Source organism: Streptomyces sp. NPDC093085 (assembly GCF_040683935.1).
Lineage (GTDB): Bacteria > Actinomycetota > Actinomycetes > Streptomycetales > Streptomycetaceae > Streptomyces.
Genome location: NZ_JBFBFB010000003.1, coordinates 516,140 through 530,762, shown reverse-complemented (window position 1 = coordinate 530,762; position 14,623 = coordinate 516,140). Strand labels below are relative to the sequence as shown.

Below are 14,623 nucleotides of genomic sequence, written 5' to 3'. Positions count from 1 at the left end.
CACCCCGGGGACCCACCGGACTCACCCCCGTCCGGGCGGGTCGTCCAGCGGGCCCAGGGGGCGGATCCTGCCGGGCAGGGGGTCGGTGGTCAGGGCGAGGAACGCGTCTTCCAGCGTCGCCGGGCGCACTTCGAGCCGGTGGACCGCACCGCGCGCGGCGAGCGCGATGACGGTGGCGTCCGAGTCGTCGCTGCGGAGCCGCACCCGGCGCCCCCGTACCGACATCGAGACCACCCCGGGCAGCCGGGCGATGGTCGGCTCGTCCAGTCCGTCCGACAGGTCGAAGGAGACGGCGTGCCCGCCGACCGCCTCCTTGATCCGCTCGCTCGTGCCGTCGGCGACGATCCTGCCGTGATCGATGACCACGATCCGGTCCGCGTACCGGTCCGCCTCCTCCAGCGAGCGGGTGGAGAACAACACGGCGTTCCCCCGCCCCGCATACCCGCGCAGGGACGACCAGAAGGAGCTGCGCGCCTCCCTTTCGAGTGCTGCGGCGGGCTCGTCCAGCACCAGCAGCTCGGGGCCGCCCGCGAGCGCGATCGTGAGCACCTCGCGCACGGTCGCCCGGCGGATCGGCCCGCCCTCCTGGAGCATGACGCCCACCCGCCCCTCGGCCACCGCGCGCCCGGGCGCCCCGCCGAAGAGCCGCACCGTGCCCATGTCCGGCCGCTCCACCCCGAGGAGCAGCCCGATCATGGTCGACTTGCCCGCCCCGCTCCGCCCGAGCAGCGCGACCGTCTCACCGCGCGCGACGGAGAGGTCGGCCCCGGCCACGGCCCGTACCGCGCCGAAGGTCTTGGTCACGCCACGGAAACTCACCGCCGTGAGGGAGGAAGGAGGGGAAGGGGAGGAAGAAAGAGAAGAGGAGGAAGGGGAGGAAGGGGAAGAAGGGAGAGGGGGAAGGACGGGTTTGGTCTGCTGTGTCGTCTGCGTCATGCCCAAAACGTTACGGAGTGCCGTCGATCGTGGGCAGATGCGCATGTACGGACTCGGGCGGTACAAATGTCCCGGACCCGCCCCGGCCCCTGTCGGGCGACCTCGCCCCGCCCCCCGGCCCCGTTTCCCGCCTGCGCGCGAGAGGCCGCCACGGAAATCCGTGGCGGCCTCTCGCACGCGCACGCGTCGCGCGCGTATCCGGTGGTCGGCCCGGGCCCGCCCGGGCGCCGAGCCCCGGGCGGGCCCGTCAGGCCGCGCTCTTGTCCTCCGCCGGGCGGCGGTGGCGGCCGTGGGCGGGAGCGGCGGAACTCTCGGCCGACGCCGCACCCCCGCGGTGCTTGCCGGCGCCGTCGCTGTCGCCGCCTGCGGTCCCCGTCCCCTGCTGCTGCGTGTCGCTTCGGGTCTCAGCCATGTGGGAAGTCACCCCGTTGTGGTCGTTCTGGTTCTTGTGGCACAGGGCCCGGAAGAACTCTATCCAGGAGCCGCGCGGCCGGAGAGAGGAGCCTGTTGCAACGGCACGGGCCTGCACATCACAGGAGTCCGTGGAGCGCCGTATGGTTCCCCTTCTCCGCATTCCACTTGTGTTGATTTCATGACCTTGTCCTGATTCGGGGCGCTCGCCGGAGCCGAGGTCGGAACCGGAGCCGGAACCGGAGCCGAGACCGGCGCCGGGGCCGCGAACTCCGTCAGCCCGCAGGGCACCGCCCTCGTCGCGCACGGCAGCCGCAGCACGCCCTCCCTCGTCCACGCCCCGGTGCCCGCCAACCAGCCGGGCGGCGCGGGGCGCTCGTGGAGGCGGCGGCCCGCCGGGTGCCACATACCCACCCGGGTTCCCGCCGCGCCCTCGATCCGCAGGGCGACCGCGCAGCTCTCCGGCATCAGCACCTGGCCCGGCTGGACGGCGAACGGCGTCACCGTGCGGTCGGCGGGGCGCAGGCACTCCGGGAACCGTACGGGGCGGCTGCTGCCCAGCACCCCCCAGCCCAGCCGGTCGTGGCCCGGCGCGTCGGAGCGGATCAGGAGCAGACCGCTGTCCGGGTCCGCCAGCAGCAGCCGGTCGTCGCTCTCCTCCGTGATCTGGAGCAGCGGTGTCACCTCGCCGCCCCGCGCCAGATCCACCGCGACGGCCTTGACCACGCCGTCCCGCTCCCGGTCGAGCGCCAGCATCCGCCCCGTACCGTCGAGCCACACCCCGCCCGTGCACACCCCCGGAACCTCGGCGACCCGCTCCGGGCCGAAGGGGCCGCCCGCCACCCGCCAGACCGTGGTGACGCCGGCGCCCACCGCCAGGGCGTACGCGCACCGTCCCTCCGGCGCGGGCGGGAGGAGGGTCAGCCCCGGCGACTCCACCACCCCGACGAGGAGCTGCCCTGTCCCCGGGCCCGTCGGGTAGAGCAGCGAGAGATCGTGCCGCTCCGCGACCCGGCGGCACACCAGGACCCGGCCGTCGGCCAGGGGCAGCACCTGGGTGTCCGGCTCCTCCGGCTGGTCCAGGGGGAGTGGCACGGCGTACGGCTCCGGGCCGTCCAGGGTCCACCGCTCGGGGAACCACGCGTTCCGCGTGCCCTCCTTGAGGACCAGCCGCGCGCCGTACGCCCCGTCCGCCGTCAAGGTCAACGCCGTCGGCATGGGGTCGGTTGTCACGGGTTCCGCCCCCATGGGGTCCGTCGCCATGGGGTCCGTCAGCGGGGGCACCGCGGGCGCTGGCCCCGTCAGGCCCGGGTACTCCACCGTCTCGACAGCACAGGCAGTCATCGATCCGTCACCTCCGGCCAAGAAGCTAGTTTTCGCACTTCCTGCCGAACAACACGAGACCTCGCACTTCACACATAAGGGTGGCCGTCACGCGATTCGCCTGATAGCGCGGGGGCGGGTGTGCTGGCCGGGAGAGGGGAAGCCTAAGGTAAGGCGCGCCTAACTCGTCCGACCCCGTCAGGAGCCTGAAGATGCCCATAAGACGCCGTGCCACGGCCGTCGTCGTCGCCTTCGCCGCCGCGCTCTCCCTCGCGGCCTGCGGCGGTGGCGACTCCTCCGACAGCGACTCCTCGGGAGACGGCGCGGGCAAGAAGGCGGCCGTGGCCACCGGCGGCAAGGACTTCGCGGACGCGGCGAGGAAGACCGCCGGGTACGGGACCGACGCCAAGGCGGGTGAGTTCCCGCGCACGATCACCCACGCCATGGGCACCACGGTGCTCGCCAAGCGTCCCGAACGCGTCGTCGTGCTCGATGTCGGCGAGCTGGACAACGTCGTCTCGCTCGGTGTCGCCCCCGTCGGCTACGCGCCCACAGAAGGCGACGCCTCGCTTCCCGGCTACCTGAAGAAGGGCGCCGGAGAGCCGAAGAACGTGGGCACCATCAACAACCTGAACCTGGAGGCCGTGGCCGCGCTCAAGCCGGACCTCATCCTGGGCAGCCAGCTCCGCGCCGCCGACAAGTACAAGGCGCTCTCCGCGATCGCCCCCACCGTCTTCTCCATCCGGCCCGGCTTCACCTGGAAGGAGAACTACCTCCTCAACGCCCAGGCCCTGGACCGTACCGACCGGGCGAAGGCGGCGCTGGCCGCGTACGACAAGAAGGCGAAGGACCTCGGGACGGCGATCGGCCCCGACAAGCCGACCGTCTCCATGGTCCGCTACATGCCGGACCGGCTCCGCCTCTACGCGAAGGCCTCCTTCATCGGCACCATCCTCGACGACGTCGGGCTGCCGCGCCCGAAGAACCAGCAGGTCGAGGATCTCGCCGTCGAGATCAGCCCGGAGAAGATCGACGACGCCGACGCCGACTGGATCTTCACCGGGGTCTACGGCGACCCCAAGAAGACCCAGCGCGACACCGCCCGCTCCAACCCGCTGTGGAAGAACCTCACGGCCGTCAAGGACGGTCACGCCGAGGACGTGCCGGACGAGACCTGGTACCTCGGGCTCGGCGTGACAGCGGCCGATCTGGTCCTCGACGATCTGCGCGGCTACCTCGTCAAGTAGCCACGGCCCCACCGGCCCCGGTCCCGCCTCCCGGGTCTGGCCCCCAGGCCCAGCCCAAGACCCGGCCCCAGGCCCCAGGCCCCGGGCCCGGGCGGGCGCGGAGTTGTCCACAGGCATGGTCGGCGGGGAGGTCCGGGCAGGTAGCCTTTGCTGCGTGTCCGAACTCCCCGCCCAACCGCCCGCCGCGCCCCGGCTCGCCGATGTCGTCGCCGCGCTCGACGCCCTCTGGCCGCCCGAGCGCGCCGAGCAGTGGGACGCCGTCGGCACGGTCTGCGGCGACCCCGACGCCCCCGTACGCCGGGTCCTGTTCGCCGTCGACCCCGTCCAGGGCATCGCCGACGAGGCCCTGCGGCTCGGCGCCGACCTGATCGTCACCCACCACCCGCTCTATCTGCGCGGTACGACGACGGTCGCCGCCGGCACCTTCAAGGGCCGTGTCGTGCACACCCTCATCAAGCACGACATCGCCCTGCACGTCGCGCACACCAACGCCGACACCGCCGACCCCGGCGTCTCCGACGCCCTCGCCGGCGCGCTCGACCTGCGGGTCCTGCGGCCCCTCGTCCCGGACCCCACCGACCCCGCGGGCCGGCGCGGCCTCGGCCGGATCTGCGCGCTGGACCGCCCCGCCGCCCTCCGCGACTTCGCCGCCCGCGTCGCCCACCGGCTGCCCGCCACCGCCCAGGGCATCCGCGTCGCCGGCGACCCGGACGCCCTCGTCCGTACGGTCGCGGTCAGCGGCGGCTCCGGCGACAGCCTCTTCGACCAGGTCAGAGCCGCGGGCGTGGACGCCTTCGTCACCGCCGACCTGCGCCACCACCCGGTCTCCGAGGCCACCCAGCACAGCGCGCTCGGCCTGGTCGACGCCGCGCACTGGGCCACCGAATGGCCCTGGTGCGAGCAGGCCGCCGCCCAGCTCGACGAGATTTCCGACCGCCACGGCTGGGACCTGCGGGTCCACGTCTCGAAAACGGTCACCGACCCCTGGTCAGCCCACCACTCCTCAGGAGCCCCCAACTGAACGCCGCACCCGCAGACCAGATCCGACTCCTCGACGTCCAGGGCCTCGACGCGCGCCTGTCGCAGCTCGACCACAAGCGCAAGGCCCTGCCCGAGCACGCCGAGATCGAATCGCTGACCAAGGACCTCGCCCAACTCCGTGACCTGCTGGTCGCCGCGGAGACCGAGGAGAGCGACACCGCCCGCGAGCAGACCAAGGCGGAGCAGGACGTCGACCAGGTGCGCCAGCGCGCCGTACGGGACCAGCAGCGCCTGGACTCCGGGGCCGTCACCTCCCCGAAGGACCTGGAGAACCTCCAGCGCGAGATCGTCTCCCTCGCCAAGCGCCAGGGCGACCTGGAGGACGTCGTCCTGGAGGTCATGGAGCGCCGCGAGTCCGCGCAGGAGCGGGTGGCCGAGCTGACCGAGCGGGTCTCCGCCGTCCAGGCCAAGGCCGACGACGCCGCGGCGCGCCGCGACGCCGCCCTCGCCGAGTTCGACACCGAGGCCGCCACCGTCACCAAGGAGCGGGGCATCGTCGCCGCCTCCGTCCCCGCCGACCTGCTCAAGCTGTACGAGAAGCTCCGCGTCCAGCAGGGCGGCGTCGGCGCGGCCCGGCTCTTCCGGCGCCGCTGCGAGGGCTGCCAACTGGAGCTGAACATTACCGAGGTCAACGAGGTCAAGGCGGCGCCCGCCGACGCGGTGCTCCGGTGCGAGAACTGCCGCCGCATCCTCGTCCGCACCGCCGACTCGGGGCTGTGACGCGCTGATGGCGACGCTCTCCTCCGAGTCCTCCTCGTCCGTCGGCTGGGGCGCCTCCGCCGACCTCGGCGCCCCCGCCACCTTCGTCCTGCTGCGGCACGGCGAGACCGCCCTCACCCCCGAGAAGCGCTTCTCGGGCAGCGGCGGCACGGACCCCGAACTGTCGGAGATGGGCCGCCGCCAGGCGGATGCGATCGCCGCGGAGCTGGCGGGGCGCGGCACGGTCCAGGACATCGTCTCCTCCCCGCTGCGCCGCTGCCGCGAGACGGCGGGCGCCGTCTCCGGCCGGCTCGGCCTCGACGTGGTGATCGAAGAGGGCCTGCGCGAGACCCACTTCGGCGCGTGGGAAGGGCTGACCTTCGCCGAGGTCCAGGAGCGCCATCCGGACGACCTGGCCGCCTGGCTCGCCTCGGCGGAGGCCGAACCGACCGGCGGCGGCGAGAGCTTCGCCACCGTGGGCCGCCGGGTCGCCGCCGCCCGCGACGCCCTGCTCGACCGGTACCGGGGCCGTACGGTCCTGGTGGTCACCCATGTCACCCCCGTCAAGGAGCTGATACGGCTGGCCCTCGGCGCCCCGCAGGAGTCGCTGTTCCGGATGGAGCTGTCGGCGGCCTCGGTCTCCGAGGTGGCGTACTACGCGGACGGCAACGCGTCGGTACGGCTCTTCAACGACACCTCGCACCTGCGCTGAGCCGGGCCCCGGCCGCTCCGTCCGCCGGCCCGTTATTCGCTGGCTCCGGGCGGGGAGCGCGGAGGACGATGCCGTATGAGCTGGCAATGGACCGAAGACGTCGAGGAGTTCCGCCGTGTAGCGGACCCGTATTTGGCGGCGGACGCCGCGCGCAACACCGTCCTACTGACGGTCAGCGAGTCGCTGCGCGGCGGTGACGGCGGTGACGGCGGCGACGGTGTTGGCGATGGTGACGGCGGTGCTGCGGATGCCGACCCGCCCGGCGCCGGAGATGGGCCAGCCCGGTTCGGCTGGTGGCGGGAGGACGGCCCGGACACCCTGGACCCGGACACCCCGGACCCGGACACCCCGGGCGCGCCGGTGAGCGGGGCGTTTCTCCAGACGCCGCCGTATCCGCCGTACCTCGGGACGATGCCGGCCCGCGCCGCCGTCGCCCTGGCCCACGCCCTGCGGGCCGGGGAGCTGGGGCAGCGCGGGGCCGCGCTGACGGAGGTACGGGGCCGGGCGGCCGACATCGGGGCCTTCGGCGCGGCATGGGCGGACGGGACGGGGCCGTCGGCCGGTGACCGGGCTGCCGGGCCGTCACCGTACCGGCTCACTCACCACATCCGGCTCTTCCGGCTGGGAGAGCTGACCCCGCAGTCCCCCGCGCCCGAGGGGCGGGCGCGTCCCGCCAGGGCCGAGGACGTTCCGCTGGTGGCCGCGTGGCTGACCGCCTTCGCCGACGAGATCGGGGAGCCGGCCGGCGCGGACCAGTCGGGCCCGGCCCGCGCCCGTATCGGGCAGGGGCTGCTGCTGCTCTGGGAGAAGGACGGCGTGCCCGTCTCGCTGGCCGGCCGTTCCCCGCTCCTCGCGGACCAGATCCGGATCGCCCCCGTCTACACCCCGCCCGCCCACCGGGGGCGCGGATACGCGGCCGGGGTGACCGCAGCGATCAGCGAGGCGGCCCGCCGGGCGGGCGCGCGCGAGGTGCTGCTCTTCGCCGACAACGCGAACCCGACCTCCACCGCGCTCTACCAGCGCCTCGGGTACCGCCCGATCGAGGGGTACGCCACGCTCGAACTCGACGGCGGGACGTGACCCCGGGGCGCGGCCCCGGTCAGTCCCGGGCCGCGCCGCCCAGTGCCGCCGCCTCGCGGGCCAGTGCCTCGACACGGCCCCAGTCCTTCGCCGCCAGCGCGTCCGCAGGGAGCAGCCAGGTACCGCCCACGCAGCGGACGTTGGGCAGGGCCAGATACTCCGGGGCCGATGCGGGCGTGATGCCGCCCGTGGGGCAGAACCTGGCCTGCGGGAGCGGCCCCGCCAGCGACTTCAGATAGGGCCGCCCGCCCGCGGCCTCCGCCGGGAAGAACTTCATCTCCGTCACACCGCGCTCCAGCAGCGCCACGACCTCGGAGGTCGTGGACACCCCGGGCAGGAACGGTATGCCCGAGTCCCGCATCGCCCCCAGCAGCGTCTCCGTCCACCCCGGGCTCACCAGGAAGCGCGCGCCCGCAGCGACCGACCCGGTCACCGCCTCGGGGGTGACGACCGTACCGGCGCCGACCACCGCGTCCGGCACCTCGGCGGCGATGGCGCGGATGGCGTCCGGCGCGGCGGACGTCCGCAGGGTCACCTCGATCGCGGGCAGCCCGCCCGCCACCAGGGCGCGGGCGAGCGGGACGGCGTCGGCGGCGTCGTGCAGGACGACGACGGGGATCACGGGGGCGAGATCGAGCACGGAGGTCATGGGGTCATCCTGCCGCGCGCTCTCACCGTACGCAATGCCCGTTGCGCAGCATGCAACGAGTGTCGGTGGGGGAGGACGGTGGAGAGGGAAAGAGCGGAGAGGGAAAGGCCGCGAGGGAAAGGCGGGGAGGGGAAGGCGGCGAGGAAAAGGAACAGGGCGGTCAGGGTCAGTGGATCTCGCGGACGACCACGTCCAGGGCCCAGGGCCGCCCCGCCCGTGCCGGAGCCGTCGCCTCCACCACGTACCCCAGCTCCCGCACCGTCTCCACCAGGCGCTCCGGGTCCCGGGGCCGGGCGCCGGAGGCCAGCAGGTCCCGTACGAGCCGGCCCTTCGTCGCCTTGTTGAAGTGGCTGACCACCGACCGCTTCTCCGCCCCGGTCACCGGGTCGGTCTGGGCGTGCAGGACCCGTACCGTCGCCGTGCGCCCGGCCAGTTCGCCCTTCGGCCTCCAGGCCGTCGCGTACGCCGCCGAGCGCAGATCCAGCACCAGACCGCCGCCCCCGGAAGCCCCGGAGCCCCCGGACGCGGCCTCCTCGGCGGCCTCCGGCAGCGCCGCCTCCATCGGGGTGCGCCAGTACGCGCCCAGCGCGCCGAGCCCCGGCAGCCGTACCCCCATCGAGCAGCGGTACGAGGGGATGCGGTCCCCGATCCGTACCGCGCCCCAGAGCCCCGAGAAGACCAGCAGGGACGTGCCGGCCCGCCGACGCGCGGCCGGATCCAGGGTGGCCAGGCCCAGCGCGTCGTACAGCACGCCGGTGTAGATCTCCCCCGCCGGGCGGGTGCCCGCCGTGCGCAGCTCCGCGTTCTTGGCGACCTCGCCGCGCAGCCCCTCGCTCAGGCCGAGCACCGTGCGCGCCTTCTCCTCGTCGGCGGCACAGAGCTCGACCAGCTCGTCCAGTACGGCGGCGCGCGCCCCGGCCAGCGCGGGGAGCGACAGCGACTCCGGCTTCAGCGGAGCGCCGCGCCCCGAGGCGGCCTTGCCTTCGGACGGGGGCAGCAGGACGAGCACGGCGGGTCTCCTTGGAAGGCACGTGGAGTTGGACAGGGATTGGGACAGGGATTTTGGACAGGGGTTGACTTTTGTGGGCGGCCAGGTGGCATCCCCGCGTCAGCGTAGGTGAACGGGGGCGGTGCCTTCTTCTCCTGGCTCCTTCCGCGCTCCTTCCCGCACCTTTTCCGTCGCCTTCCGGCTCCGGAGCACCTTCACCAGTTCCTCCGGGTGGTCGGCGTGGAAACGGATCACCCGCGCCCGGCCTGTCGCGCCGAGCGGCCGTACGAAGGGGACGGGCGTCGCCAGTTCCACCCGTACGGACGTCTGACTTCCTACGACGAGGTCCAGCGTGCCACCGTCCGCCTCGCCGTTCCCCGCGTCGTGCTCGCCGCTCCCCGCGTCGTACTCGCCGTTCCCCGCGTCGTACTGGAGGAGCCCGCCGTCCGGGTAGCGCCGGTCGACCCGTACGGCGGCGATGAGGCCGGCCGGTATGCGCAGGTCGAAGAGGACGCCGTAGCGGATCCTCAACGAGCCGTCCGGGCCCGCCACATGGGGGCGGGTGACGCAGCCCGCGTGCAGCCCCAGCACCATCAGCACCGTGTAGACGTCCAGCACCAGGGCGATCAGGTGCACGACGGGCCAGGGGATCAGCGCCGCCAGTGCCACGGTCTCCACGACGGCGACGAAGAGCAGCCCGTAGAGCATCGCCGTCTGCGGTCCGGTGTACGGGGCCGCGTGGGCGCCCGGACCGACCCTGTGCGGGCGCCGCGCTGCCCAGCGCGCGATGCCGGCCAGGCTCCGGAATTCGAGGGCGATCAGGCGCCGTACGATCTCGGCCGCCCGCTTCATGACGCCTCCTCCTGCCGCTGCCGGCTCTGGTTCTGGTTCTGTGTACGGCTGTGGGACCGGGTGCGGGCCGCTATCGACGCTATGAGGTGCCGTACGACCTCCGCCTGGGCCGGGCTGTACTCGGCCAGGAGGGCTTCCCCGAGCCCGGTTCCGTCGTGGGGCGGGCCGTCGTCGTCTGGGATCGCGGCGATGATCTCGTCGGTGACCAGGGTGTTCAGGTCGGCCACGAGCGGGCCGATCCGGGGGTCGTCGGCGGGGGCGCCGTCCAGCGCGTCGAGCCGCTGGTAGGCGCGGTGCAGCTCCGGGGCGGCGGTGAGGGAGCGCAGCGCGTCGTACAGCCCCTCGGGCCCGTACGCCTCTCCCTCGGCCGCTCCCCCGGCCTCTGCCTCTCCCTCGGCCTCCGCCTCCGCCTTCGTCCCCGTCACCCTCCCCTGCGGGTCGAGGAGGGTGAGCAGGGCGCGGTCCGCGGCGGCGGCCGGGGAGTCGAGGTCGGGGAGCGAGCGCAGGAAGCGCGCGAGCGCGGGGGAGAGGGGGCCCTCGGCGGTCGGCGGCTCCGCCATCAGCTCGGCGAGACGGCGCCGCCGGGCCCGGATCTCCGCCTCCTGGCGGGCCAGGTCGGCGTCGAGTTCGCTCAGCACCTCGGCGAGTTCGTGCCCCGCGTCATCGGCGAGTACGTCGCGTACCTCGTCCAGCGAGAGCCCCAGCGCGGTGAGCCGGCGGATCCGGGCCAGGAGGACGGCGTCCCGTACCGCGTAGTCGCGGTAGCCGTTGGGGCGCCGCGCGGGCTCGGGCAGCAGACCGACATGGTGGTAGTGGCGTACGGCACGGGTGGTGACCCCGGCGAGGGAGGCGATCTCTGCGATGCGCATGGGCTCAGTACAAACCCTGACGTCGCGGCAGGGTCAAGCCGACGGGTACGGCCGGGGGTACGGACGGGTACGATGGCCAGTACGGCAGACGAGCCGGGCGGACGGCCGCGTCAGGATCTGATTCTTCAGCTCCTGCCGAGGAACGTCCGGACTCCACACGGCAGGGTGGTGGGTAACGCCCACCCGGGGCGACCCGCGGGACAGTGCCACAGAAAACAGACCGCCGGGGCTGTGCTCTCCTCGGAGAGGGCGGGCCCGGTAAGGGTGAAACGGTGGTGTAAGAGACCACCAGCGTCCGGGGTGACCCGGACGGCTCGGTAAACCCCACCCGGAGCAAGGTCAAGAGGGCTCCCCGTTCCGCGAGGAACGGCGGGCCTGCGCGGACGTTCGAGGGCTGCCCGCCCGAGTCCGCGGGTAGACCGCACGAGGCCGGCGGCAACGTCGGCCCTAGATGGATGGCCGTCTCCCCGGCCGCCGCGAGGCGCCGGGCGAACAAAATCCGGCGTACAGCCCGACTCGTCTGCCGGTCATCGACCACCGGTCATCGACCGCCGGTCATCGACCGCCGGTCATCGATGGCCGGTACGCGCTTCGTCTGCCGGTACGCGCCTGGCGCAGTACCTCTGTGGCGCAGTACCTCTGTGACGGACTACCTCACTGACGGACCACCTCACTGACGGACTAACCGGCCGCGTAGCCGAGTGTTCGTTCGCCCAGCGTCTCCTCGACGATGTCGAGGAGTTCCAGGACGGCCCCGGCGATCGTGGCGGGTTTCTCGCCCGCCGCGACGCGCCGTCCGATCTCGCTGTAGACCAGGGAGTGGAACCAGCCGATCTGGCCGGCGACCACGCGTGGTGTCTGGTCCTCGGGCGCGGCTCCGGTTTCCTCGGCCAGGACCGTGGTGAGGGCGTCGGTCATCTGCCGGCCGAGGTTCTCCAGCCGGGCGGTGAGGGTGGGGGCGGCCCGCATCATCTCGAATACGGGGCCGAAGCCCTCGGTCAGGCCCACCTTCCGGTCATGGCGGCGCACTTCCTCCCGCAGCCGGCCGAGCACCGCCCGCGCGGCGGACTCGCCCGGCCGCCGGGCGCGCACGATGTCGGCGAGCCGCTGCGGTGACGCCTCGTCCGGCGGCAGGACCAGGTCTTCCTTCGCCTCGAAGTAGTTGTAGAGGGTGTTGACCGAGACATCCGCCGCCGCAGCGACCTCCGCGATGGTGACGCTGTCGAAGCCCCGCGCCACGAACAGGCCGAGTGCCGCCTCGGAGATACGCCGCCGGGTCTGCCGCTTCTTCCGTTCCCGCAGCCCTTCACTCATGACATCTCCTGGGGAAGCCACCGGGCGGAGTACCGCGCGCGGGAGGCGAGATGGGCGACGTAGGCGTCGCGGACGTCGTCCGGGGTGCCGAACCCCGGTTCGCCGGCCAGCCATACGTCCGGTACGGCGGCGGCGAGCCGACGCAGCAGCCCGGGGGTCACCCGGTGCGCCAGCTCGGCGTCGGCCGCCGCCAGGTGGGGACCGGGCGGGCCGAGCGCGTGCGACCGGAAGTCGTAGCCCTTGCCGACCGCGTCCGCCGCGCTCTCCCATCGGTGGTGGAACACCAGCGACGCACCGTGGTCGATGAGCCACAGACGGGGCTTCTGGTGGCCGGCGGGCGGCCATGTCATCAGGTTCGAGCTGTGCACCGTACGGTCCACATTCGCGGTGAACGCGTCCAGCCAGAGGATCCTGGCGGACTCCATCGGGTCGATGTCGAGCGCACCCGGCGTGAAGTCGGCGGCTCCCGGCAGGTAGTCCATGCCGAGGTTCACCCCCGCGCTGGCGCGCAGCAGGTCCCGCACCTCCTGGTGCGGTTCCCCGGCGGCGACCGCCGGGTCGAAGTCCACCAGGACCAGTTCCGGTACGGGCAGCCCGAGATGGCGTGCCAGCTCGCCCACGATGACCTCGGCGACGAGCGCCTTGCGCCCCTGCGCGGAGCCGGTGAACTTGACCACGTACGTCCCCAGGTCGTCCGCCTCGACGACACCGGGGACGGAGCCGCCGCTCCGCAGCGGGGTCACGTACCGGACGGCGGTCACCGTGCGCAGCCCGTCCGAGAGTGTCTCCATACGTTCCTGCCCCTGCCCCTGCCCTGCGTGTGCTCTGCGGCTGCCCCGGTCGCTTCTGCCCGCCTTGCCGGAAAGTGAAGTGCGCTGTAAATATACAGCGCATTATAGTTTTCGCGAGTCTTCGCGAGTTTCCGCGGGAGGGGAACGATGCCGGTGACCCCGGATGGGCACGATGCCGCGGTGAAGCGCGCCAACGCGGCGATGGAGACGTACACGCTCTCGGGCGACGGCTGGCGCCGCAGCCCCGGCGAGACCCTTCAGCAGGTCCTCGTCGACCTGCTGCACTGGTGCGACGACACCCAGCGCGACTTCGACGCCGCCATGGGGCGGGCGCGCGCCCGCCATACGGCAGAGAACTCGCCCTGGAGAACTCGGTCAGAGGGCTCGCCCTAGAGGACTCGCCACGGAGGACTCGCCCTGGAGAGCTCGGTCAGGGGGCGGCTATGTCCTGTGACTTGCTGGCGAACTTGCCGTCGATCAGCTTGTGCATGACTCGCTTGCCGACCTGGTTGCCGGCGAGTTTCTGGGTGAGGCCGCGGACGAGCAGGTCCCGGCGGGACTGCGGGACGAACATGGTCAGGCCCTCGGTGCGCCCCAGTTCCTGCTGGGTGGTGATGAAGGGCCGCAGCCGCTGGTCCCATTCGCGCAGGGCCCGGCCGGGGTTGCCGGGGTTGCGCAGCAGGGTGGTGCCGAGCAGGTCGGCGCCGGCCAGGGCGGTCGAGGCGCCCATGCCCGAGTACAGGGTGAGGCACCAGGCGGCGTCGCCGAGGAGGACGACACGGTCGGTGTGCCAGGCCGGCATCTCCACCTGGTGGACGGAGTCGAAGAGGCAGTCGTCGGCCTGCTCGAACTGGGTCAGAAGATTCTCCAGTACGGGGCCGGTGGGCTCGGGGCCGAAGGCGCGGCGCAGGGACTCGGCGGGCGGGCGGGTGAACTGGCCGTCCTCGTCGTCGGTGCGGTAGCTGAAGAGCACTCCTGGCTGGTGGTCGGAGAAGGGGAAGACCCATACGGAGCGGCCCGGTTCCGCCAGGACCAGGCCGTCGTTGGGGCGGAACCCGGGTACGGCGTCCTTGAGGATCGCCGCGCCGATGATGTGGTGGAAGGGCCGCAGGTACCGCGCGTCCGGCCCGAAGGCGAGGCGGCGCACGGTGGAGCGCAGGCCGTCGGCGCCGACGACGAGATCGAAGCGCTCGGTGCTCTCCGTGCTTTCCGTGCTCTCCGTGCCCTCCGTCTCCGCTCTTCCGGCGCCTTCGGTGTTCTCGCACGTGTCCGCGCCTGTGGTGGTGCGCAGGGTGACGTCCACGCCCCCGGGGTGCTCGTCGACGGCGACGGGAGTGGTGCCGTAGCGGATCTCGGTCCGCGGCGCGGCCTCGTCGTAGAGGGCGGCCTCGATGTCCCCGCGGAGCATGAGGCGCGGGCCGCCGGGCAGGTCGCCGTAGCCCAGGCCGGGGCGTCGGCGGCCGGTGCGGTCGATGTCGTAGGTCACGCTGGTGAGGTCGGTCCGGTTGCCGATGGCGTCCAGGACGCCCATCCGCCGCGCGGTGGCCCGGCCGGTCTCGAACAGGCCGATGAAGTAGCCGGCGGCGCGGCGGTCGGCGGCACGTTCGACCAGGACGGGTTCCCAGCCGACCTCGTGCAGGCGCATGGCGGTGGCCAGGCCGCCGATGCCCATGCCCACGATCAGGGCGCGGGGCTTGGTCATGACGTTCAC

The 14,623-nt window shown here is 73.2% G+C and carries 15 protein-coding genes, 1 other RNA gene and 1 pseudogene; 7 read left to right on the top strand and 10 right to left on the bottom strand.

The genetic code is table 11. The features are described 5' to 3' along the window. Positions 1-21: 21 nt before the first annotated feature. The 3 genes from AB0O07_RS13100 to AB0O07_RS13090 all read right to left on the bottom strand — a co-directional run bounded on the left by AB0O07_RS13100 (position 22) and on the right by AB0O07_RS13090 (position 2,595). Positions 22-819 (bottom strand): ABC transporter ATP-binding protein, encoded by a 798-nt coding sequence (locus tag AB0O07_RS13100; RefSeq protein ID WP_365631288.1) that lies wholly within the window; start codon positions 817-819, stop codon positions 22-24. Between the two features lie 364 nt (positions 820-1,183). Continuing rightward, positions 1,184-1,348 carry a hypothetical protein gene (locus AB0O07_RS13095; RefSeq protein ID WP_365631286.1) on the bottom strand — a complete coding sequence of 55 codons (165 nt, stop codon included), beginning with the start codon at positions 1,346-1,348 and terminating at the stop codon, positions 1,184-1,186. Between the two features lie 59 nt (positions 1,349-1,407). Next, entirely contained in the window at positions 1,408-2,595 is a 1,188-nt protein-coding gene (locus AB0O07_RS13090) for a hypothetical protein (protein WP_365631590.1), read from the bottom strand. 287 nt (positions 2,596-2,882) lie between these two features. Here AB0O07_RS13090 and AB0O07_RS13085 point away from each other — a divergent pair, with 287 nt between their 5' ends. The 5 genes and pseudogenes from AB0O07_RS13085 to AB0O07_RS13065 all read left to right on the top strand — a co-directional run bounded on the left by AB0O07_RS13085 (position 2,883) and on the right by AB0O07_RS13065 (position 7,449). Beyond that, on the top strand, positions 2,883-3,917 hold the full coding sequence (locus AB0O07_RS13085; protein WP_365631285.1) for an iron-siderophore ABC transporter substrate-binding protein: 1,035 nt from the start codon (positions 2,883-2,885) through the stop codon (positions 3,915-3,917). A 154-nt stretch (positions 3,918-4,071) separates the two neighbouring features. Then, on the top strand, positions 4,072-4,938 hold the full coding sequence (locus AB0O07_RS13080) for a Nif3-like dinuclear metal center hexameric protein (RefSeq protein ID WP_365631283.1): 867 nt from the start codon (positions 4,072-4,074) through the stop codon (positions 4,936-4,938). After that, positions 4,935-5,678: a C4-type zinc ribbon domain-containing protein gene (locus AB0O07_RS13075; RefSeq protein ID WP_365631588.1), complete on the top strand. Its 744-nt coding sequence runs from the start codon at positions 4,935-4,937 to the stop codon at positions 5,676-5,678. Before AB0O07_RS13080 ends, AB0O07_RS13075 begins: the two co-directional genes overlap by 4 nt. A 40-nt stretch (positions 5,679-5,718) precedes the next feature. Beyond that, positions 5,719-6,369 (top strand): annotated as a pseudogene (locus AB0O07_RS13070) (histidine phosphatase family protein); the annotation flags it as partial. A 75-nt stretch (positions 6,370-6,444) separates the two neighbouring features. Next, on the top strand, positions 6,445-7,449 hold the full coding sequence (locus tag AB0O07_RS13065; RefSeq protein ID WP_365631281.1) for a GNAT family N-acetyltransferase: 1,005 nt from the start codon (positions 6,445-6,447) through the stop codon (positions 7,447-7,449). A gap of 19 nt (positions 7,450-7,468) precedes the next feature. Here AB0O07_RS13065 and eda read toward each other — a convergent pair whose 3' ends face one another. The 4 genes from eda to AB0O07_RS13045 all read right to left on the bottom strand — a co-directional run bounded on the left by eda (position 7,469) and on the right by AB0O07_RS13045 (position 10,807). Continuing rightward, complete coding sequence (gene eda, locus AB0O07_RS13060) at positions 7,469-8,098, bottom strand: bifunctional 4-hydroxy-2-oxoglutarate aldolase/2-dehydro-3-deoxy-phosphogluconate aldolase (protein WP_365631279.1); 630 nt, start codon at positions 8,096-8,098, stop codon at positions 7,469-7,471. A gap of 166 nt (positions 8,099-8,264) precedes the next feature. After that, entirely contained in the window at positions 8,265-9,107 is an 843-nt protein-coding gene (gene yaaA / locus AB0O07_RS13055) for a peroxide stress protein YaaA (protein ID WP_365631277.1), read from the bottom strand. Positions 9,108-9,206: 99 nt separating this feature from the next. Beyond that, the gene (locus AB0O07_RS13050) at positions 9,207-9,938 is read right to left on the bottom strand and encodes a hypothetical protein (protein WP_365631275.1); all 732 of its coding nucleotides are present in this window, start codon (positions 9,936-9,938) and stop codon (positions 9,207-9,209) included. Then, positions 9,935-10,807, bottom strand: a complete 873-nt coding sequence (locus AB0O07_RS13045; protein ID WP_365631273.1) for a MerR family transcriptional regulator — start codon at positions 10,805-10,807, stop codon at positions 9,935-9,937. The genes AB0O07_RS13050 and AB0O07_RS13045 overlap by 4 nt, the downstream gene beginning before the upstream one ends. Before the next feature lie 89 nt (positions 10,808-10,896). Between AB0O07_RS13045 and rnpB the strand changes: the two genes are divergently transcribed. Beyond that, an RNA gene (gene rnpB, locus AB0O07_RS13040) (RNase P RNA component class A) lies at positions 10,897-11,330 on the top strand. Positions 11,331-11,488: 158 nt separating this feature from the next. On the opposite strand, the gene AB0O07_RS13035 is transcribed toward rnpB, so the two are convergent. Both AB0O07_RS13035 and AB0O07_RS13030 read right to left on the bottom strand, forming a co-directional pair. Then, positions 11,489-12,121, bottom strand: coding sequence for a TetR/AcrR family transcriptional regulator (locus AB0O07_RS13035; protein WP_365631271.1), 633 nt, complete (start codon positions 12,119-12,121; stop codon positions 11,489-11,491). Beyond that, the gene (locus AB0O07_RS13030; protein WP_365631269.1) at positions 12,118-12,912 is read right to left on the bottom strand and encodes a HipA family kinase; all 795 of its coding nucleotides are present in this window, start codon (positions 12,910-12,912) and stop codon (positions 12,118-12,120) included. Before AB0O07_RS13030 ends, AB0O07_RS13035 begins: the two co-directional genes overlap by 4 nt. Positions 12,913-13,092: 180 nt before the next feature. Between AB0O07_RS13030 and AB0O07_RS13025 the strand changes: the two genes are divergently transcribed. Beyond that, on the top strand, positions 13,093-13,305 hold the full coding sequence (locus AB0O07_RS13025) for a hypothetical protein (RefSeq protein ID WP_365631267.1): 213 nt from the start codon (positions 13,093-13,095) through the stop codon (positions 13,303-13,305). 37 nt (positions 13,306-13,342) lie between these two features. On the opposite strand, the gene AB0O07_RS13020 is transcribed toward AB0O07_RS13025, so the two are convergent. Beyond that, complete coding sequence (locus AB0O07_RS13020) at positions 13,343-14,614, bottom strand: FAD-dependent monooxygenase (RefSeq protein WP_365631265.1); 1,272 nt, start codon at positions 14,612-14,614, stop codon at positions 13,343-13,345. Between the last annotated feature and the right edge of the window lie 9 nt (positions 14,615-14,623).

Excerpts from the sequence above, each read along its gene's own strand:
- AB0O07_RS13095 (WP_365631286.1), bottom strand. The coding sequence starts at position 1,348 with ATGGCTGAGACCCGAAGCGACACGCAGCAGCAGGGGACGGGGACCGCA.
- AB0O07_RS13090 (WP_365631590.1), bottom strand. The coding sequence starts at position 2,595 with ATGGGGGCGGAACCCGTGACAACCGACCCCATGCCGACGGCGTTGACC.
- AB0O07_RS13085 (WP_365631285.1), top strand. The coding sequence starts at position 2,883 with ATGCCCATAAGACGCCGTGCCACGGCCGTCGTCGTCGCCTTCGCCGCC.
- AB0O07_RS13065 (WP_365631281.1), top strand. The coding sequence starts at position 6,445 with ATGAGCTGGCAATGGACCGAAGACGTCGAGGAGTTCCGCCGTGTAGCG.
- eda (WP_365631279.1), bottom strand. The coding sequence starts at position 8,098 with ATGACCTCCGTGCTCGATCTCGCCCCCGTGATCCCCGTCGTCGTCCTG.
- AB0O07_RS13050 (WP_365631275.1), bottom strand. The coding sequence starts at position 9,938 with ATGAAGCGGGCGGCCGAGATCGTACGGCGCCTGATCGCCCTCGAATTC.
- AB0O07_RS13045 (WP_365631273.1), bottom strand. The coding sequence starts at position 10,807 with ATGCGCATCGCAGAGATCGCCTCCCTCGCCGGGGTCACCACCCGTGCC.
- AB0O07_RS13035 (WP_365631271.1), bottom strand. The coding sequence starts at position 12,121 with ATGAGTGAAGGGCTGCGGGAACGGAAGAAGCGGCAGACCCGGCGGCGT.
- AB0O07_RS13030 (WP_365631269.1), bottom strand. The coding sequence starts at position 12,912 with ATGGAGACACTCTCGGACGGGCTGCGCACGGTGACCGCCGTCCGGTAC.
- AB0O07_RS13020 (WP_365631265.1), bottom strand. The coding sequence starts at position 14,614 with ATGACCAAGCCCCGCGCCCTGATCGTGGGCATGGGCATCGGCGGCCTG.